The 21,200-nt window shown below is 32.4% G+C and carries 17 protein-coding genes and 1 tRNA gene; 15 read left to right on the top strand and 3 right to left on the bottom strand.

The features are described from left to right. Positions 1–14: 14 nt before the first annotated feature. The 7 genes from CLORY_RS03645 (at position 15) to CLORY_RS03615 (ending at position 8,240) form a co-directional block, all read left to right on the top strand. Positions 15–983 carry a S8/S53 family peptidase gene (locus CLORY_RS03645; protein ID WP_169911514.1) on the top strand — a complete coding sequence of 323 codons (969 nt, stop codon included), beginning with the start codon at positions 15–17 and terminating at the stop codon, positions 981–983. After that, positions 980–2,740 (top strand): ABC transporter ATP-binding protein, encoded by a 1,761-nt coding sequence (locus CLORY_RS03640; RefSeq protein ID WP_079422166.1) that lies wholly within the window; start codon positions 980–982, stop codon positions 2,738–2,740. The genes CLORY_RS03645 and CLORY_RS03640 overlap by 4 nt, the downstream gene beginning before the upstream one ends. Before the next feature lie 79 nt (positions 2,741–2,819). Next, on the top strand, positions 2,820–3,002 hold the full coding sequence (locus CLORY_RS03635) for a hypothetical protein (RefSeq protein ID WP_079422165.1): 183 nt from the start codon (positions 2,820–2,822) through the stop codon (positions 3,000–3,002). 358 nt (positions 3,003–3,360) lie between these two features. Beyond that, on the top strand, positions 3,361–4,053 hold the full coding sequence (locus tag CLORY_RS03630) for a response regulator transcription factor (protein WP_079422164.1): 693 nt from the start codon (positions 3,361–3,363) through the stop codon (positions 4,051–4,053). Beyond that, positions 4,050–4,895 (top strand): sensor histidine kinase, encoded by an 846-nt coding sequence (locus CLORY_RS03625; RefSeq protein ID WP_079422163.1) that lies wholly within the window; start codon positions 4,050–4,052, stop codon positions 4,893–4,895. Before CLORY_RS03630 ends, CLORY_RS03625 begins: the two co-directional genes overlap by 4 nt. A gap of 140 nt (positions 4,896–5,035) precedes the next feature. Then, positions 5,036–5,716, top strand: a complete 681-nt coding sequence (locus tag CLORY_RS03620) for an ABC transporter ATP-binding protein (RefSeq protein ID WP_079422162.1) — start codon at positions 5,036–5,038, stop codon at positions 5,714–5,716. Continuing rightward, positions 5,709–8,240, top strand: coding sequence for an ABC transporter permease (locus CLORY_RS03615; protein ID WP_079422161.1), 2,532 nt, complete (start codon positions 5,709–5,711; stop codon positions 8,238–8,240). Before CLORY_RS03620 ends, CLORY_RS03615 begins: the two co-directional genes overlap by 8 nt. A 210-nt stretch (positions 8,241–8,450) precedes the next feature. Here CLORY_RS03615 and CLORY_RS03610 read toward each other — a convergent pair whose 3' ends face one another. Together CLORY_RS03610 and CLORY_RS03605 are read right to left on the bottom strand one after the other, a co-directional pair. Beyond that, the gene (locus CLORY_RS03610) at positions 8,451–9,737 is read right to left on the bottom strand and encodes a helix-turn-helix domain-containing protein (protein ID WP_079422160.1); all 1,287 of its coding nucleotides are present in this window, start codon (positions 9,735–9,737) and stop codon (positions 8,451–8,453) included. 501 nt (positions 9,738–10,238) lie between these two features. After that, the gene (locus CLORY_RS03605; RefSeq protein WP_079422159.1) at positions 10,239–10,874 is read right to left on the bottom strand and encodes a hypothetical protein; all 636 of its coding nucleotides are present in this window, start codon (positions 10,872–10,874) and stop codon (positions 10,239–10,241) included. Positions 10,875–11,085: 211 nt separating this feature from the next. Between CLORY_RS03605 and CLORY_RS03600 the strand changes: the two genes are divergently transcribed. The 4 genes from CLORY_RS03600 (at position 11,086) to CLORY_RS03585 (ending at position 14,630) form a co-directional block, all read left to right on the top strand. Next, complete coding sequence (locus CLORY_RS03600) at positions 11,086–12,114, top strand: hypothetical protein (protein WP_079422158.1); 1,029 nt, start codon at positions 11,086–11,088, stop codon at positions 12,112–12,114. 138 nt (positions 12,115–12,252) lie between these two features. Continuing rightward, a complete protein-coding gene (locus CLORY_RS03595) occupies positions 12,253–12,474 on the top strand; it encodes a (2Fe-2S)-binding protein (RefSeq protein WP_079422157.1) in 222 nt (73 codons plus the stop codon). 116 nt (positions 12,475–12,590) lie between these two features. Next, entirely contained in the window at positions 12,591–13,166 is a 576-nt protein-coding gene (locus CLORY_RS03590) for a TetR/AcrR family transcriptional regulator (RefSeq protein WP_242954328.1), read from the top strand. Positions 13,167–13,286: 120 nt separating this feature from the next. Further along, on the top strand, positions 13,287–14,630 hold the full coding sequence (locus CLORY_RS03585; RefSeq protein ID WP_079422241.1) for an MATE family efflux transporter: 1,344 nt from the start codon (positions 13,287–13,289) through the stop codon (positions 14,628–14,630). Positions 14,631–14,839: 209 nt separating this feature from the next. Here CLORY_RS03585 and CLORY_RS03580 read toward each other — a convergent pair whose 3' ends face one another. Beyond that, positions 14,840–14,989, bottom strand: a complete 150-nt coding sequence (locus tag CLORY_RS03580; RefSeq protein ID WP_079422156.1) for a polynucleotide phosphorylase — start codon at positions 14,987–14,989, stop codon at positions 14,840–14,842. A 186-nt stretch (positions 14,990–15,175) separates the two neighbouring features. Here CLORY_RS03580 and CLORY_RS03575 point away from each other — a divergent pair. The 4 genes from CLORY_RS03575 (at position 15,176) to CLORY_RS24060 (ending at position 21,155) form a co-directional block, all read left to right on the top strand. Next, positions 15,176–15,249 (top strand) — tRNA-Arg (locus CLORY_RS03575). A 318-nt stretch (positions 15,250–15,567) separates the two neighbouring features. Further along, positions 15,568–16,011: a MarR family winged helix-turn-helix transcriptional regulator gene (locus tag CLORY_RS03570; protein WP_079422155.1), complete on the top strand. Its 444-nt coding sequence runs from the start codon at positions 15,568–15,570 to the stop codon at positions 16,009–16,011. Between the two features lie 3 nt (positions 16,012–16,014). Continuing rightward, a complete protein-coding gene (locus CLORY_RS03565; RefSeq protein ID WP_079422154.1) occupies positions 16,015–17,742 on the top strand; it encodes an ABC transporter ATP-binding protein in 1,728 nt (575 codons plus the stop codon). 1,373 nt (positions 17,743–19,115) lie between these two features. Continuing rightward, the gene (locus CLORY_RS24060; RefSeq protein ID WP_169911516.1) at positions 19,116–21,155 is read left to right on the top strand and encodes an ABC transporter ATP-binding protein; all 2,040 of its coding nucleotides are present in this window, start codon (positions 19,116–19,118) and stop codon (positions 21,153–21,155) included. The last annotated feature ends 45 nt before the right edge of the window (positions 21,156–21,200 follow it).

The raw sequence follows: 21,200 nt of genomic DNA, 5'->3' as shown, positions 1-21,200 counted from the left end.
CAAGGATGTTTGACATGAATTCAATTGTAATTATTGATAGTGGTATTGACTTAAACTTCAAGGAATTTAATAAAAAAAATATAGAAGGAATAAATATAGATAATTATAGAACTGATATTAGTAGTATTCAAGATTTTAATGGACATGGTACAGCATGTGCTGCTGAAATACTTAGGATAAATACTAAAGCTAAATTATACATAATAAAATTATTGAATGAGAACGCTCAGTGCACAGTAAAAAAGCTTATTGAAGCATTAGATTATGCAGCGTCTATGGAGGAAGTTAAACTTATTTCTCTAAGCTGTTCAACTAAAGAGAGTAAATATAACGATGAATTAAAAAAAATTATTAGATATATAAATGAAAAGAATAAGTTATTAATTTGCTCTGCTGAGAATGATGGAGAAGTAAGTTATCCTAGCTACATGGAAGGAGTAATTGGTGTCAGAGGAATCTATAAGAACATTAAAAACTTCTGGTTTGATTCGGATAAAGAAATACAGTCAATATGCTGCAATGTAAAAAGACTACTGCCTCAAACTAATGGGAAGTACAGCTTTTTTGGAGGTAACAGCAGGTGCACAGCGTATTTCTGTGGGGTTGTATCTAGAATGTTAGCAGATAAGAATATTAGCAATGAACAGCTGACGAAAATTATATTGAATAATGCGGAACGAACAAAGTGGACTGAAGAAGATTTAATGTGTTACGGTGAATGGAAGGTTAGCAATGAGCTGGAGATAAAGCAGAATAACCTTTTAGTACTCAGCAAGTGTATTGAAAAATTTTCAGATGTGAAACTAGAAAATATAAAAGATATTCATCTTTACGGGATTATAGGACTGGAAAATATACAAGCATTTATAGACTTTGCTAATGTAGAATTAAATAAGAATATTGATTATACAAGTGTTACGTCAGAGGATTTTTATTCAGTTTATACACTTTATGATCTTGTGTTTAAGGAAGATGAACTATGATTAGTGATAAAAGTACTACAAGAAAAAATATTAAAAGATTTTTTTTGATGATATTTAAACAGAATAGAAAATTATCCATAGTTGCATTTGTTATAATGCTTATAGTTTCTGCATTGGATTTAACAACACCGCAGATAATGCAAAGAATACTAGATGATGCAATAAAGCTGGGTAAAATAAAGCTCTTACTAGCTTTAGCAATACTTTATGCACTTATAAATATAGTATCTGCAGCTTTTGAGGTTGGATCAGGCTATATATACTCCAAGATAAAAAACGGAGTAACTGTAAAACTGAAAGTAAAGTTGTTAAAGCATCTTGGAAAGTTATCAGGTGACTATTATACAAACATTAAATCAGGAAATATGCTGCAGGTTATGGAAAATGACATATATATTGTTGAAAGTATGGGTATTGAACTTGTAATTTCACTGGTTTCAGATGCCTTTATGGCAGTTATAGCACTGTTCTTTTTAATAAGAATGCAGTGGGATTTATTACTACTACTTATGACATTAGAAATAGCATTAGGTTTTACTCAATCCAAATTTACAAAAATTCTTTCGAGGAAAACTAACGAACTCAGAGATGATTCAGGAGTCATATCTAATCTTGTTCAGGAATACATATCCAACATAATGCTCGTAGTTATGTCTAAGTCTATTCCAAAGTTTTTTAGAAACTACATAAAAAAAGAAAAAGATATTTTGAAAAAATATATTCACTTTGACATGATTATTTCAGGAAATTCTGCAAATGTAAAAGTTGTAAGCGCATTAATTACAGTATTTACATATGGGTATGGCGGCTACAAGATAATTAAAGGACATATGACTTTTGGAGAACTTATAGCATTTGAACAATATGTATCTATGTTTATGGGACCGTCTATGCGTATAATAAGATCGAACACAACTATTCAACAGTCCGCAGTTTCAATAAATAGAATATTTGCAGTTATAGATGAACCAGTGATTATAGAACAGGATAATGATGGAGAAGTATTTAATAAGGATTCTAATGGGTATATTGAATTTAAGCATGTAGACTTCTCTTATGGAGATGGCAGCGATGTAATAAACGATGTAAACATGAAATTTGAAAAAGGGAAAGTTAGTGCAATAGTAGGTTCTACAGGCTGTGGCAAATCTACCATTATAAAATTGCTATTCAGATTATGGGAAGTTAATAATGGCTGCATTTATATAGATAGGGTTTCGTTAAAAAAGTACAATCTAAGAAATCTGAGAAAGAATATAGCTATAATCACTCAGGACTTGTTATTGTTTGATGATACGATTATAAATAATATTACTCTGGAGAATAAGTATGTAAGCAGAGCTGAGGTAGAATACATCTGCAAAAAAGTTCAAATATATGATTTTATTGCTAGTCTCCCTAATGGATTTGATACTGTGATAGGAGAGGATGGAGTGAAGCTTTCAGGTGGGCAGAAGCAGAAAATATCTATTGCAAGAGCACTGTTAGGCGATTCAAGGGTAATTGTATTTGATGAAGCTACATCAGCTTTAGATAATGTATCTCAGCAAAATATAATGGGTAATATATCTGAATTTCTTAAAAATAGAACAACTATAGTTATAGCACATAGATTATCGACAATAAGAAATGCAGACATAATATATGTCATGGATGGAGGAAGAATAGTTGAACAGGGAACTCATGATGAATTGATATGCAAGAATGGTCATTATTATAACCTTTACTATGGTGAAAATATAGAAATGCTAATATGATTAACGAACTATGTACAGGCCAAATATAAAAAGTAAGTTATATTACTTTTATAAATAATAAATTGGAAGGATGATATTAATGAAAAAAAAATTTATTGTAGAAGGTATTATGGATAAAGTTGAGGTATTGGAAGTAAATGGACAGATAGCACCAGGATGTTTAACAGATTGCACTCATAAGAAATGGTTAAAGGCACAATCAAAGGAGGCAGGATGCACTGTAAAGAAATATTATAGTGCAGTTACTAGCTCGAAACATTAATATTAATTTAAAAATAAAAGAGGATGAACAAGCTAAATAGCTAATTTGTTCATCCTTTTTTATTATTTAAGACCGACCACACAGGCGAGTTATCTCGCCATCATCTTTTGTACAAAGCGGCTTCTCTTAGCGTATCCATTTTATGTCCAAGGTAATATTTGTAAATAATGCAAAAATATCTTGATATGCTTTTACTATATGTGAACTTTTTTGTTTATATTGGTAATATATAAAGAGGTAATATTGAAATTTAATATAAAGTTGGTGAAACTTCGAATATTCAACAATATTTTATTGCCTGTAAGTTAATAGTTGAATTAGAATATCTATATATAGGTAAAAATTAAGGAGTAGGAACATGAAAAAAATATTGATTATAGAAGATGACAGAGCATTAAGCGATGGTATTGTTCTTGCATTAAAGAACCCAGACTACGAATTTAGGCAATGTTTTGATTTGGCTTCAGCAGAGAAAATTGTCCTTGAAAACAGTATAGATTTGATTATTTTAGATATTAACTTGCCAGATGGAAGCGGATATGATTTTTTAAAGAAAGTCAGGCAGAAATCAGATATTCCTGTGCTAATACTTACAGCTAATGATATGGAAACGGACGAAGTTATGGGATTGCAGCTGGGAGCTGATGATTACATAACCAAGCCCTTTAGCCTTATGGTCCTTAGAGCAAGAATAGAAACACTTTTTAGAAGAACAGATAGAAACCAACAACGAAATTACTATGAGGTAGATGAATTCACTTTTGATTTTGATTCTATGCAGTTTACTATAAAAAATAATTGTATAGAGCTTAGTAAGAATGAACAAAAGCTGCTTAGAATACTTATTGAGAACAAGGAGAAAGTACTTTTTCGTGCAACATTAATAGACAAGGTATGGAGCGATGGCAGTGAATTTGTGGACGAGAATGCTTTATCCGTTACAATTAACAGGCTTAGAAATAAACTTGAAGATAATCCTTCAAAGCCTACATACATACAAACTATATATGGTGTGGGTTATGTATGGAAAGATAACAAGGTGATAAAATGAAGTTTTTTTTACCATGGAGAAGGACATATAATAGGCTGAATAATATGGTTGACGATGCTATAAAGGGTACCTTTGAGGAAACAGATTATAATGAAAGTGAATTATCTAAGTTAGAAGTTAAATGGAAGCAGTTTCTGACAAATTCTAAATTGTCCAGAAGTAATATAGAAAAAGAAAAGGAAAATATTAAAGGTATTGTTTCAGATATTTCACATCAGACTAAAACACCTCTCTCTAATATCCTGTTATATACGCAGCTATTGCAAGAAAAAGAAGTTAATGAAGATAATAAAGCACTTATAAAACAAATTGCTACGCAGGCTGAAAAACTCGATTTCCTAATACATGCCTTAGTAAAAATATCGAGACTTGAAAGCGGTACTATGACTATAGTACCTATAAAGCAAGAGATTGCCCCTATGATTTACGGTGCAGTAACGGAGCTTAAAGCTAAAGCTAAGCAAAAGAATATTTTAATTAATGTCATAGGAGAACGAGCAGTTAAGGCTTCTTGTGATTTGAAATGGACGGAAGAAGCAATATATAACATAATTGATAATGCAGTAAAATATTCTAATGATGACACTGAAATTGCTATTTCTGTAAAGGAATTTGAACTATACATATGCATAGATATTATCGATCAAGGGATGGGAATTAAAGAAGAAGAAATAACACAGATATTTAAGCGATTCTATCGCAGCCAAAGTGTACAACAGCAGAGCGGTGTCGGCATAGGGTTATATCTATCAAGAGAAATAATAAGGCAGCAGCAGGGGTATATTAATGTAACATCAAAATTAGGGAAAGGTTCAACTTTCTCAATCTATCTTCCTAGATGAAGGACAATCTATTTATATTATTCACACAGAACCTATAATTCTTTCAATACCGTTATATTGTGGAAAGATTTACGAAAGATTACTCTGCTATAATCTGTATATTGAAAGAAATAATATAAGTTTCAACTATGGAGGTAGAAATGGGTATTTTAAAAACAATCGACTTGAAGAAATATTATGGCTCAGGTGAGAAGCAGGTAAAGGCCCTTGACGGAGTTAGTCTGTCTGTTGAAAAGGGCGAATTTGTATCGATTGTAGGAACTTCAGGCAGCGGCAAGTCAACTTTGTTACATATGCTTGGGGGATTGGATTATCCTACATCGGGCAAGGTATTAGTAGATGATAAGGATATTTTTTCTTTAAAGGAGGAAGCATTAACAATCTTCAGAAGAAGGAAAATAGGTTTTGTATTTCAAAGCTTTAATCTCGTACCTGTGCTTAACGTATATGAGAATATAGTTCTTCCTATACAGTTAGATGGAAACCAGGTGGATGAAGAGTATGTAGGAGAGATAATTGAAACCTTAGGCCTTAAAGACAAAAAAGAGAATCTTCCAAGCCAGCTATCTGGTGGACAGCAGCAGAGAGTTGCTATTGCAAGATCACTGGCCACTAAACCTGCAATTATCTTAGCTGATGAGCCAACTGGTAATCTTGATAGTCGGACAAGCAGTGATGTCCTCAGTCTATTAAAAGTAACTAGCGAAAAATTTAATCAAACTATTGCAATGATAACACATAATGAAAATATAGCATCATTAGCTGACCGCATCATAAGAATTGAGGATGGAAGGGTAAAAGGCGGTGAGATAGGTGCTTAATGTAAAAAATAGGGAGGTTATAAATCGAATATCAAAGAGGATTCTCTTAAATAATAGACGCAGAAACATTATAGTTATTTTGGCTATAATGCTTACCTGTGTTTTGTTTACAAGTTTACTGACCATTGGCGATAGTATAATGGAAGCTTCACAGCACGAGGCAATGCATCAAGTTGGAACAAGCGCTCATGCGGGTTTTAAACACATTATTCAGAAGCAATATAATATTGCTGCAAAGGATACTGGAATTAAGAAAATCTCGTATAACATATTCATTTCACAAGCTGAAGATCAGAAACTTAAAAAGCGGCCCACAGAAATAAGATATAGTGAAGCGCAGAGTGCTAAATGGGAGTTTTCTTATCCTACAGCTGGAAGAATGCCTAGGTATTACAAGGATATTGCTACTAGTACATTAGTACTAGACAGTCTAGGATTGCCGTACAAGCTGGGTGAAAAAATCAGACTGGAATTTACTGTACATAAGAAAAAAATCAAGGATACTTTTACCCTCTGTGGCTATTGGAAGGGAGATGTGCTTGCTGGAGCTCAGGAGGTATGGGTATCAAAAGCTTACTGTAACAAGGTGGCTACTGTGACTGCGAACCCGCTGCATCAAGTGGAAATTGGTGATTGTGCTGGCTTGATAGATACTAATATATGGTTTTCTAATAGCTGGAACATTCAAGGAAAAATTAATGCATTAATGAAGCGATGCAATTTTAAGCCAAGTGAAGTGCACTATGGTGCAAATTGGGCTTATACTTCAGAAGCTGTAGATGCAAAGTCCTTGCTGTTTATAGGAATAATGGGATTGCTAATAGTGTTTTCAGGGTACTTAATTATCTATAATATTTTTTATATATCCGTAGTAAAGGACATACAGTTTTATGGTCTGCTTAAGACTATAGGTACCACAGGAAAACAGTTGAAAATAATTGTAAGAAATCAGGCGATTACTTTATCTATAATAGGAATCCCCTTGGGGCTTGTTTCGGGATGGTTTATATCAAAGCTTTTACTGCCGTTTCTCAGACAATTTACTGACGGCTTAATAGAACTAAAAATTACATTCCATCCAGTGATTTTTATTGGTGCATTATTATTTACGCTGCTTACTATATATCTGAGCTGCATTCGTCCAGGCAGACTAGCCTCGAAGGTTTCTCCAATAGAGGCTATAAACTACACAGGACAGAATAAAGGGATAAAAACAGTGAAAAAGAAAACTGGTAAAATAAATACTTTTTCTATGGCAGTGGCAAATTTAAAAAGAGGCAAGAAGCAGTTTATAGCCGTTGTGCTTTCTCTTTCTTTAAGTCTGATACTGCTGAATTCTGTATATACTTTAGTGAATGGTTTTGATATGAATAAATTCGTATCGGGACTGATTTTAAGTGATTTTTCTGTAAGTGATGCTTCTATTACGGGAACAGATTTTAATAAAAATTTAGAAGGAGTTACTGCAGGTGTAATAAAAAAAGTAGAAGGCTTAAAAGGTCTGAGAGATGTAGGAAAAGTATACGCAAAAGAGTGTGATCAAAAAGCAAGCGAAACGGGTTATAGGAATGCTATGAAAATAGTACACCATTTTAAAGAAAGATATTTAAATAAGAATCAAAAGTCGTGTTTAGAATATGTTAAAACCACAAAAATACTGGACACTTATGTATATGGAGTAGATAAATACACTTCAAAGCAGCTAGATATATATGAAGGGAAAATGGACTTTAATAAGCTCAAAAGTGGTAAGTATGTTATAGTTAGCGGCTATGCAGCTGATGAAAAATATCATTACTACGATATTGGAGATACAGTCACTATAAACTATGGAAGAGGAAATATTAAAAAATACAAGGTGCTGGCTATTGGTGATATTCCAGATTCTATAAGTGCACACGAATTTACGAATATAGGTCCGAATTTAATACTTGCTGATAATGAATATAAGAAGAATTACAGCAGCGTACAACCCCTTATGATTAATTTTGATGTTAAGGATAAATATCTAAATAAAGCAAAGCAGGAAATAAATGATTACTGTAACCATGTAGCTGCAAATCTTAAGCTTGTTTCTAAGAGTACCTATACAGCTCAATATCATCAAGTTGAAGTGATGTTTATAGTTGTTGGAGGAGCCTTAAGTTTTATTCTGGCGCTGATAGGTATATTGAATTTCTTTAACTCTACAGTAACCTCGATTTTAAATAGAAGAAGAGAATTTGCAATGCTTCAGGCTGTTGGAATGACAGGAAAGCAGCTGAAAAGCATGGTGAGATGTGAAAGCTTTGTATATGTGGCAGCAACCTTTTTAATTACGGCTATCTTTGGAAGCGGTATTGCCTATATTGCTGTAACCTCCATAATTAGTGGCGCCTGGTATTTCACTTATAAGTTTACGCTTCTGCCAATAATTTTGTGTATGCCATTCCTGCTTTTAATTGCTTATTATCTTCCATCTTTATGCTATAACGATATGTGCAAGGAAAGCTTAGTGGAGAGATTAAGGAATAAAGAAGAATAAATAAGAACAAATAACAATAAAGAAGCATTTAATCTAAATAGAAGAGAGAACTATTTTATATACTAACATCATATTTTGAAGTTTATAAATTACAAAGTGAATAGGTAACAGGAAGCTTCTGTAACAGAGTTTCAAAAAGTGAGGTAATCGGAGCATAGTAAGTGGTATTACTGTGCTCTAATTATTTAGCAGCGTTTATAGTATTAAGGGCTAAGGGATATAAATTTGATAGTAGCATTTTTCTTTTGAATATTTTGTTGATTGTATTTTATATTTTTTATCCTTAGTAATGTAAAATAGATCGTTATATAGTAATACAAGGTCAGCATAAAGCTTCTTATCCAATAAATATTTCTCACATTTTAATAAATATCTTTTAGCAGCATTGAAATTCTCTTTTGTAAAGGCTATATAACCTAACATGAAGTAATATTCGTTTTTGCTGCTAGTTCTTAATGCAGATTCTTTTATCTTTGAAGAAATCTTTATAACAGTATCATATTTTTTCATGTTAAAGAATAGAAGCATCTTTTGGACTGAAAAAATATCAGATAATCTCTTGTCGTAGTTAACCTCACTGCTTATGCTATCAAGGATCTTAAATGACTGATCATACTTTTTCTGAAATCTTAAGCAATTTGTATAGTTGAGATAGCATTCCAGAGAATCAAAATTTTTATCACAATAGCTAAATAGAAAAATTGCGTTTTTAATATGATTAATAGCTTTATCATAATGTCCAAGTCTGCAGTAAGCTACATTAAGAGATAAATGAATATTTGGAAGAGCTTCAATAGGTGTGGATACTTTATTATTAAGCAAATACTCTTCTAAAATTTCTATGCAGCCAGCATAATTTTGATTTATACAATATATTGTTCCGATATTGCTAATTGTTTTAATATAGCTTTCAATGTTGGTTCTATTATAATTTTCTAAGTACAGTTTGCTACGCAAAAGATAGTTAACAGCTTTTTTAAAATTTTTATTTGATACCTCTATAGTTGCTAGTATATTTATAGAATTTGCGTATTTTTCAACATTTATATCCTTCTCATAATTACTAAGTTTAAAATAAAAGTTTAAAAATTTTTTTAAGAATTGTACTGATTGGTTTATTAAATTCAATCGGAAGTAGGAAATTCCTAAATAATAGCAGAAATAGTCCATATTTATATGTTTTAGTCTTCTATTTTCCCATAATTCTATAATATCGAGAAATTGATTGTTTATAAAAAGTGAGTGTATATATTCAAATTCATTTGTCATATGGTTTGTACAATTAGGATTATGTGCCAAACTATTATCTAAGAAGAATGAAATATCAGTATTTAATTTTTGAGCAATATATTGCAATTGAGGTATAGATGGTAACATTTTGCAGTTTTCAATCTTACTCAGAACTGTTCTATCAAGTATGTCACAACAAAGGGACTTTTGTGGCAGATTTTTTTCTTTTCTAAGTTGTTTAATTTTTATTCCAATATAATGTTCCAAATAATTTGTCCTCCTATGTTCATAAAATGCACAAATCCCCAAATGAGGTAAAATAGTGATGTCATTTTGTGTAATTCAAAATAGTAAATAGATAATACGATGATATTTATAAAAATAGATATATACAATAATTATACGCCATTAACATTTATAGGTAAATATAGTAATATACTGGTGAGGTGATAAATATATGAAGAAATTTATAACTTGTTTTGTAATAATATTAAGTATTTTAAACCTTTATAGTGTTAGTTGCAATGCAGAGGAGAAGGATCCATTTATGGTAAATGGCATCCATATCTATAAATAATATGAATATAAATAACGATAAAAACTACAGAAAAAAAACATAAGCAGGAAGCACACGCGGTATATATGACAAAATGTAGATAGGTAATTGAATTCATTAGGTACTTATCTATAGGGTGTTTTATATAAATCATGAATGCACATATTCACTTTAAATTAAAAAACCTCCCATTGACATTGATGGGAGGTTTTTTATGAAAAATAAGCGAACTTAATTCTATCTTTAGTACATCTATGATTCCAAAGTATATTTAAATCAATAACATGGCGTTCGCCATAAGTTGAGACTACAATATAAGTATTGTTATCTTCAGCATTGAACTTCAAATCAGTAATAGTCATCCAATGCCAAGAGTAATCTTCTAATTCTTTTACAGCATGAGTAAGTACAAGTATCGCAACAGGAAGTTTCTGCAGCAGAGCTTCAGAAAGGTAATGTACAACCTCTTCCATGCTTACAGTGTCATCCTCTAATATATGTGGCGTTAATAAAACATTTCTGCTTTTAGCATAGTCTAATGTATTTTCACAAAATTGGTGAACTGAAGTAAGTCCACGTATACCAGGTTTTACAAATTTGCGAACCTCCACTATATGATTAACAAAATCGCCTTTAGATATGGGGAGACTATAAGGATACAGAGCTCTGTAATTCTCTGAAAAGTTTTCAGCTAAATATGCCATTATATTAGCTGCAGCTATCGGACCACAACCGCTAAGCTGATGAAGTTTTTTCGGAAACCAGTATTGATTACCACCGTAATATTCTTTGTTAAATTCATAAATAGGTATTTTAATTTCATCAATATGTTTATGGTCTAATGGCATAAACGTCACCTCTTTCTAAATACTGTTTAAATGTTTGTATATAAAATATTTATTTATCTGTTGATTTATGTAATATTATACTATAAATTTTATATAATTTAAGCTATATTGAGTAAAATATAATATGGAAATAGTTTCTACATTCTTGTTTATTCTACATAATATTTGTAGTATAATAAAAAAATAGTAAAAAAGGAGGATGGTAGAAACTATGAAAAATTATTTTAAAAAAGCAATTTATCCGTTAAGTATTATTGTAAGTTTCTTTATGGCATTTTCATTATTTTATAATTCTAACAACCTTTCCGTTTATGCAAAAAGTAAAGAATTAACAGCAGGAAAGAAAAATGAAGGAGTCCCTATAATTCAGTACAAAGATAAGCTTATATTTTACAGCAAATCGAAGAAGTCTATAGTTATAATGAAAAAATTATCAGTTATCAGAAACATACATATAAACCTTTCTAAATATGACGGTAGTTTTTCTTATGTAAAAGCTTATGATAAAAATAATATATACATGTTAAAGAATGACACTATATATAAGTTAAATTTAAAATCTTATCATTTTTCTGTATATAGAAAATTGTCTGCACCTAAAAAAAATTACAATGAACTTGAGCATGTTGTAATAGATAAATCAGGAGTAGTATGGTGTGCATGGGATGGATATGAAACAGAAAATCATGATTCATATCTTGTAAACAGCCAAGGCTATAAAAAACGATTTGATGACATCGGTTATAGAATAAGCTTAGGATTAGATTACAACGGAAACTTGGTGTACATATTCCCTGTAAATAGATATATATATAAATATTCATTATACAGGCACTATAAAGGAAGCTTCAAGAAATATGCATTGAATAGTCATGGTATTAACACTATAGATGATTTTAACATATCAAAAGACAATAAGCTTTATATAATAGGCTGCGACATGGATGATGAAGGAGGAAGAACTGCATATTATAATAAATTTAAGATAAAGTCTAATTCTATTTCTAAAATTTCCACTCAGGACTTAGGAGATTATGGAGCACTTCTTTCGGATTACTGTGCTGTTATGGACGTTAAGAATAATCTATGGCTATTAAGGAATGGCAGTATATATATGTCAAATGGTAAAAAAATAGTAAAGAAATACACAACATCAAAAAAGTTTTATTATTTAAGTGTATATGACGATAAAAATTTGGCGGCATTTAATGACAATGGTAAGTATGCAATAGCAAAATAAGTAAGCATTAAGTATAAAAAAAGAATCATTAAGCTATACTATGGCTTAATGATTCTTTTTTAAATAATTGAATTTTTATATAAGCAAGAGTATAATTAGTATTAAAGGATAATAATTATTATTAGAAGGAGAATCAAAATGGACAACAATATAAGTCCTGATATAATGGACAAATTAACTAAGGTATGTTTGTGCAAGGCCATACCAAGATCTAAAATTAAGGGAGCTATAAAAAGAGGTGCACTTACGGTAGAGGAAGTACAAAAAGCTACCGGTGCCGGTTCAGGCGGCTGTGGAGGCAGAAGGTGCACACCTAAAATAGAAGAATTGATTGAAAAATATAAGGCAGGGGAATTTTAAAGAGGAACTTTTTTAGTTTCTCTTTAAAATTAAAAAAATAGTGAATTAAGTTCATTGACTTTTATTCATTCAAGTGTTATATTGATATCATTACATATAGAAAAGGAGAATTAACATTGAGGATTTCGAAACCGCCAGAGGTTAGAAAGCAGGAAATAATAGATACTGCTATGAAATTATTTTATAAAAAAGGCTATGAAGCAACCTCTATGGCTGATATTGCTAAAGAGATGAATGTAGTGCAAGGATTGTGTTATAGATATTTCGCATCAAAGCAGGAACTTTTTGAAACGGCTATGGATCAATACGTAAGAGAATGCTGTTCAGCATTTGTTGCAGCTATCCATGACAGAAGCAGAACGTTGGATGAGCGTATGAATTTAATGTGTAAATTAACACAAAATCAGGATTCTATCAGCAAGTATCATGATTTTTATCATAAAGAAGGTAATGAAGCACTGCATGAGCAGCTAACCTTAAATATATGTAAATATCTTGTACCACACATTAAAGAAGAGCTTCAGGTTTTATGTGACAAAGGCGAAATAGAACTTGAAAATGCTGATATAACAGCCAGTTTTATCATGTATGGGCAAATAGGCATCATGCAGGATAACAGTATGGATATAAAGGATAGAGTTGACTATATGAGAAACATAATAAGGCAAATACTATACGGAGAAATTATATAAGTTATATAGCCCTGGCAGCATAAATTAATACATTGCTGTCAGGGTAAAAAAATACTTTATGAGTGAATAATGTTCAATGAGTAAAATTAATTGATACATATAATGAAAGGATTGATAGAAATGAAAAATTTTAAAACAATCGATTTTACTGAAGGATATGCTTCAAAGAATTTAATAGCAATAACGGTGCCTCTGATAATTGCATATGTGTTTAATATGGCCTATAATATCGTAGATAGCTTATGGATTGGTAATTTGCTTGGAGAAAAGGCTTTGGCTGCTTTAACGGTATCTACACCGCTAATTTTGCTCTTTAGCTCATTGAGTATGGGAGCTACTAACGCCATTGCCATGCTGTTATCCAAATACATTGGAGCTAAAGATGAAGAAAAAATAAAGTCTACTATTGCAACTTCTTTTATAGTTACTCTAATTTTTGGCGTGATACTTGTGCTCATATGTGAATTGGGAATTGACGGTATACTTTCAGCTTTGAATACGCCAAAGTCTATTTATTCTATGGCAAAGGGGTTTCTTTCAATCTACGTTCTTGGTTTTATATTTGTATTGTTCTATCTGTATTTCACAGCAGTTCTTCGCAGCTATGGCAATTCTACTATGCAGATGGTGTCAATAATTGCTTGTACTTTTCTTAATTTAGTTATCGATCCAGTTTTTATTCATATGTTTGGCATGAACGGAGCTGCAGTTGCTACACTTATTTCCCAAGGCATAATGATGTTAATAATGGTTGCCTATATAGTTAAAAATAAGATAATTAGAATTGACATTAAGCTAATAAGTAAAAGCTTAAGTTTTGATATTATTGCAAAATCTATTCCATCCATGATTCAGCAAAGTATTCCTGCTATTAGTACAGCATTTATAACCTTACTTGTGGCTGGGTTTGGGGTACTTTCTGTTGCGGCCTTTGGTATTTCGGGAAAACTGGAGGTTATATTATTCTATCCAGCTATGGCACTTAATATGGCTATAACTTCCTGTACAGGACAGTGCTTTGGAGCGAAAAAAATGAAAAAGGCAGAGGAATATTTAAAATGGGGCATAGTTTACGGAGGAATTTTGCTTATAATTCTTACTATAACAGTAGTTTTCTTCGCTAAAGAGCTTACCGCTATGTTTGGAGGAGGGACTTCAGTGGCCAATATAGTTAAAGTATATTTTGCCACAATATCTATTGGGTATATTTGCAATTGTATAACCAGTTGTGTACTTGGAAAGGTAAATGGCTTTGGAAGACCAACTACAGCTATGTTTGTTATGATATTCTACTACGTTGTGGTAAGAATGCCTTTAGCAAAAATATTTTCGCTTTCAAGCTTAGGGCTAAATGGAATATGGATAGCTGTATTAATAAGCCATATAGCAGCAGTTTTAGCTTCACTAATCTACAATATTATATTCATGAAGGTAAAAGAAACAGATTTACAGCAGTGTGCATAATTACCTGATGTGACCTATGAAAAAAGAAGGAAACTAATAGGCTGCACCTCAAATTAAAGCGAAAGCATAGTAACATTTTGAGGTGCATTTGCAGTATAAGTTGTGAAAGTTCTAATACATTCTGACTTCTAAAAGATCCTAGGGTCGAACCGATTCAGCAGTGATATTTTAGAAGCCATAATGTAAGAACTTTATTGCAACTTATATAATTAGTCTTCTTTTCTCATTACCATAAAGTAAAAAGCGGTTCCGAACTCTTCATTAAACTTTCTTTCAAAGTCTCTTAATTTTTCTTCCTGGTTCTTCTCAAGAGGAGCATATTCAAGTTTGGTTAACGGTTCTATATATTTTTCTTGCATAAGTTGTTATCCCTCCTTTGATAAATATTTTTGCCAATGAGCAAGATTTAATTCAAAATTTATTAGTGTCTTATATAAGATAAGTAGAAGAGAATAATCAAAATTATAGACTATATTATAAATAAAAGCATTGATAAAAAATGCTAAGTGTCTTATAATAATATTCTGAGATATATTTATATAATTGCACTCGTAGCTCAGCTGGATAGAGTCGCGGACTTCGAATCCGAAGGTCGAGAGTTCGAATCTCTCCGGGTGCACTAGGGAAACACTTGAAATACAGCATTTTAGGTGTTTTTTTATTTTTAATGTAATAAAAGTATTTTGTTAATATTAAGAGTCAGGGCATAGGAAATGTTGTGGTACTACGGATCAATCTCCGTAGTGCCACAACATTTCATTTTTCACGGCAAAAGCAGCTTACTGTAAAAAGTAAACTGCTTTTTATATATGTCAAATATCTTTTTTAAAAGTAGCTTGACTGCAATATAAAAAATGATATAATAGTTCGTATGCAGACTAATCGGTATCGAACAGTTTGGAAATGAACTAATTTTGAAAGGAAAGGGGTGGTAGAAGTGCATTCAAGTAATAGAAGTGAAGAGGCTGTGAAACTAATGCATGAAGTAAGTAAAACTATAAAGCAGAAAATTCATAAGAATTTTAAAGGAACTGAGATTACTGTGTCACAGGGAATAATTATATTTTCACTCTGTAAGTATGGAGAAATGAAGATTAGTGATATAAGTGAGAGGGTTCAGCTATCTAAAAGCACCGTGTCCGGTATAATTGACAGAATGGAAGAACGTGGAATGGTGGAAAGAACAAGAAATTATGAGGATAGAAGAACAGTCTATGTAAAGATAACTAAAAAATTCATGGAAGAAAATAAAGGACTTAGTGAGAAAGCAAAAGAAAGTCTTTTCAATTTGCTTAATTCAGCCGCCCCAGAAGATATTGAGAAGATCATTGATGCATTGAAAATTATGAAAAGGATATTAAACGACAAAAAGGAGAGGTGATTTATGTTAAGACTTTATAAGTTTTTAAAACCCTATACTCTCATGGTAATTGGAGTATTAGTTTTTGTAGCATGTCAATCAATTGGTGACCTTTATCTGCCGACACTTATGTCAGATATAATAAATGACGGGGTTATGCAGGGAGATACAAACAAGATTTTTCATATTGGTGGAATAATGCTTTTGGTTGCACTAGGAGGAGTGATTTGTTCAGTTTTGGCCAGTTTTTTGTCGGCTATATCTTCTATGGGCTTAGGAGAAATACTTAGAAATAAAATATTTAAAAGAGCTGAGAGCTTTTCATTGTATGAATTTGATAAATTAGGAACAGCAACTCTTATTACTAGGACGACAAATGACATAACACAAATTCAAACAGTTACTGTTATGATAATGCGTTTGATGATTAGTGCTCCAATTATGTGTATTGGTGGTATTATATTGGCGATAAGAAAGGATGGGACTCTTACCTGGGTTTTAGGAGTTTCTATACCTGCACTTGCAATAGTTGTTGGATTTATAGCATCTAAGATGATTCCTCTTTTCAAAAAAGTACAGATAAAGGTTGACAAAATTAACTTAGTCTTGAGAGAAAAGTTAACAGGTATAAGAGTAATACGTGCTTTTAATACAGTGGACAAGGAAGCAAAGCGTTTTAATGAAGCAAATGTAGATCTTACTGAAAACTATATCAAGGTTAACAGGATTATGGCTTTTATGATGCCTTCTATCATGCTGATTATGAACTTTACTACTTTGGCAATTCTTTGGTTTGGCGGGATACGTATAAGCAAAGGAAGTATGGATTTAGGTGCACTTTCTGCCTTTACTCAATATGCAATGCAAATTATGATGTCAATGCTTATGCTTGCAATGATGTTCATTATGGTTCCACGTGCACAAGCTGCAGCAGTGAGAATCAATGAAGTACTTGATACTGTACCTGAAATAAAAGATGCTGATAAAACAAAAGACAATTATGAAGGAAAAGGATATGTTGAATTTAAAAATGTAACCTTTAGTTATCATGGAGCTGAAGAACCTGCTCTTAGAAATATTTCCTTTGCAGCAAGGCCTGGTGAAACCACTGCTATCATTGGAAGTACAGGTTCTGGTAAATCTACGTTAATAAATCTAATACCAAGATTTTATGATATACAGAGCGGAAGTATTTTAGTTGATGGCGTAGATATTAAAGAAATTTCTCAGGAAGATCTTAGAAATAAGATTGGCTTTGTTCCTCAGAAAGCAGTTCTATTTTCGGGTACAATTGCTGAAAATATTAGATTTGGTAATGATGGTGCAAGTGATGAAGAAGTTAGACATGCTGCTGAAGTGGCACAGGCTGCCGACTTTATAGCAACCATGGATGGAGGCTACGAGCATGAAATTGCTCAAGGAGGAACAAACGTATCCGGTGGCCAAAAGCAGAGACTTTCTATAGCCCGTGCATTAGTCAGAAAACCAGAGATATATATATTTGATGACAGTTTCTCAGCTTTAGACTTTAAAACAGATGCGCAGCTTAGAGCTGCTTTGAAAAGTGAAACTCAGGACTCAACAGTAATTATTGTTGCACAAAGAGTTGGAACAGTTATGGAGGCAGATAGAATCATAGTTTTAGATGAAGGTTCTGTTGTAGGAATGGGCACGCATAAGGAATTACTAGAAAAATGTGATGTTTACCGTGAAATTGTATCCTCACAACTTTCAGAGGAGGAAATAGCATGAGTGAAAATAGAGGAAACAGAAAATCAATGGGAGGTCGAAGAGGCGGACCGATGAGGGGGATGGGAAGACCTGTAGAAAAAGCGAAGGACTTTAAAGGTTCTTTGAAAAGGCTTCTAGGATATTTAAAACCTCATAGAATAAATTTAATAGTTGTTCTTATATTTGCTATTTTAAGTACAACCTTTTCAATAGCGGCTCCTAAAATATCAAGTAAAGCAATGAATAAATTACAAAATGCTTATATGGCTCGAAAAATGTTATCGGAAATGGCAAAAGGTCAAAATAAAGCAATAGATCAGATGAACAGTAAAATGGGAGATGTCCAAAAGGAAGCTGTAGACAAAATCATAGATAAGATGGCTGATGGACAGAAAACTGCCACAAATAAGATAACCAAAAGCATGGGTGATGCTCAGGATAAGGCTGTTAATGAAATTTACAAAAATATGGCAATACAAGTATATCAAGGCGTAAATACAGGGCAGAAAACTGCTGTTGATAAGATAACTAATCAGATGGCTGCAGCCCAGAAAACAATGGTTACTAAAATTCAGAAACAAATGAAGCAGGCGGAACAACTAGCAGCGGCCCAGAAGGCAGCTCAGGCAAAACAGAAGGGAAAACAGACAGCACAGCAGGCAACGCAGCAGTCAGCTCAGACAACACAACAGACAACTAAAAAGGCTGCCAAGACAACTACTCAGCCGGATGCTAAAACTCAGGCTGTTATTCAAAAACTAATGAAGCTGCCAATGATTGATTCAACAAGTAATAGGACAAAAAGAGTTCAAATTACACTTCAATTTATTGATATACTTCAGGCTATGCCATCAAATGGTCAAGTTGATAAAGCTAGCTTAACTACATTAAAGGAACTATTAAATATTCCAATGCTGGATCAAACTCAAGCTGGAAATAGTAAAGTTACTGTGATTAAGGAATTCATGAGTGTTGCTAAGAAGTTGCCGGGGGGCAGCGCAACACAAAGTTCAATGAGTCTTGATACGGCAGAAATGGATGAAGTGTATTCAAGAATTGCAAAGATGACAGATTTTACTGCTAAAACTTCCAGTACAAATTCTAATATGAATACTAAGGCTGAGAAGGCTGTAAAAAAACTGTTAAAGCTTCCATCCATAAATAAAATTAAAGACTCTGAAGAAAAGAAGAAAACTTTAAGTAAGCTTATTGATATATTTAAAGATATGCCTGATATGTCAAGCAGCAGTGATACTTCAAGTTCTGGAAGCAAGATAAATAAATCAGACTTGAACACGATAAAAGACTTATTGAAAATATCAGATATAAATAGTATTAAGGATTCAAAGAAAAAGACTGCAGCTGCAATCAAGCTAGTTGATATTTTTGGAGAAATGCCTAAAATAGATAATGGTTCAAGTAAAGATTCAAGTGACACAATGGATACTAAACAGCTCAAAAGCGTAAAAGAATTATTAGGTTTGCCAATGTTAAATTCGATAACTGATACTAACCAAAAAGCCAAAGTTACAAGTAAAATGTTAGACATATTCAGAGATATGCCTGATACGGATGATATTTCTAAAGGTTCAAAATCAAAGAATAAAATAGACACAAAGAGTATAAAGTCAATTCAGGAATTTATTGCATTGCCAAAGCTTGATAAATTAACAGATGCAAATAAAAGGGCAGATGTGTGTAAGAAAATTTTGGATTTAGGAAGTAAATTGACAAAGTCTATGGATAATGCTCCAACAAATCCAAAAGATAATGTAAACCTTACTGATGATCAAATGAATTCAGTAATAACAGCAATAAGAGATACAAACGGTAAATATGATTTCCGTTACATTGGTAATATAGTTATTGTACTTATTGGAATGTACGTAATAAGTGCACTTTTCAATTTAACAATGGGTCTTGTTATGTCAGGGGTTTCACAGAAGACTGTCCGTGATTTAAGAAGAGAAGTGGATGAAAAGCTTGCAAGATTACCTCTTAAGTATTTTGATATGCACTCTCATGGTGATATACTAAGCCGTGTTACCAATGATGTTGATACTATCTCCACTACCTTGCAGCAGAGTTTAACACAGATAATTACATCTGTTATCACTATAATTGGTTATATAATAATGATGGTTACAATAAGTCCTACTTTGACATTGATTGTTATAGCAACATTACCTTTGTACATTATAGTTACAGCAGCTATTGCAAAGAAGTCCCAAAAGTTTTTTGCTGCTCAACAGAAGGAAATGGGACTTATCAGTGGACATGTAGAAGAAATGTATACAGGACATAAAATAGTAAAAGCTTTTGGCCATGAAAAAGAGTCAATAGAAGAGTTTGAAGCTATAAATAAAAGACTTAAAAGTGCAGGCTGGAAGGCCCAATTTGTTTCCGGTATAATGTTCCCTTTGATGAATTTTATAAGTAACTTGGGTTATGTCGGAATAAGCATTGTTGGTGGTATATGGATTACAAAAAGTCTGCTGGGTTTAGGTGATATTCTAGCCTTCATTCAATATTCTAGATCCTTTACTATGCCAATAACTCAGACTGCTAATATATCTAATGTTATACAATCAACTGTAGCTTGTGCTGAACGTGTGTTTCAGATACTGGACGAGGAAGAGGAAATTGCGGACAGCAGCGATGCAGTAGTATTGGAAAATCCAAAGGGAGAAGTTACCTTTGAACATGTTGATTTTAGATATATGGAAGAGGTACCTTTGATAGAAAACATGAACTTGGATGTAAAGCAAGGACATACAATTGCTATTGTTGGACCTACTGGAGCGGGTAAAACAACACTTGTAAATCTGTTAATGCGTTTTTATGAAATAAATGCAGGTAAGATAGCTATTGATGGTGTTAATATAAATGATATTAAGAGAAGTGAATTACGTAAGATGTTTGGTATGGTTCTTCAAGATACGTGGTTGTATAATGGTTCAATTAAGGATAATATAGCCTATGGAAAAGAAGGAGCTACTATGGAAGATATTGTTCGTGCAGCAAAGGCTGCCCATGCAGATCATTTTATAAGAACGCTGCCTGAAGGCTATGATACAATTCTTAATGAAGAAGGAACTAATATTTCCCAGGGACAAAAACAGCTTTTAACCATTGCTCGTGCAATACTTGCAGATCCTACAATCTTGATACTTGATGAGGCTACAAGCAGTGTTGATACCAGAACAGAAGTATTAATACAAAAGGCTATGGCTAATTTAATGAAGGGTAGAACAAGCTTCGTAATTGCACACAGACTTTCTACTATTCGTGATGCAGAACTTATCTTGGTTATGAAAAACGGAACTATCATAGAAATGGGTAATCATAAGGAATTACTCAATCAAGGAGGTTTCTATGCAGATCTTTATAACAGCCAATTCACAGGAGCTGACCTAGAAAACGATGCTGTATAGTATATTCTTGACTTATCATAAGAATTTCTCTAACATTAATAAATG

Source organism: Clostridium oryzae (assembly GCF_002029235.1).
Taxonomy (GTDB): domain Bacteria; phylum Bacillota; class Clostridia; order Clostridiales; family Clostridiaceae; genus Clostridium_AE; species Clostridium_AE oryzae.
This window is presented reverse-complemented; position numbering and strand designations above follow the sequence as displayed.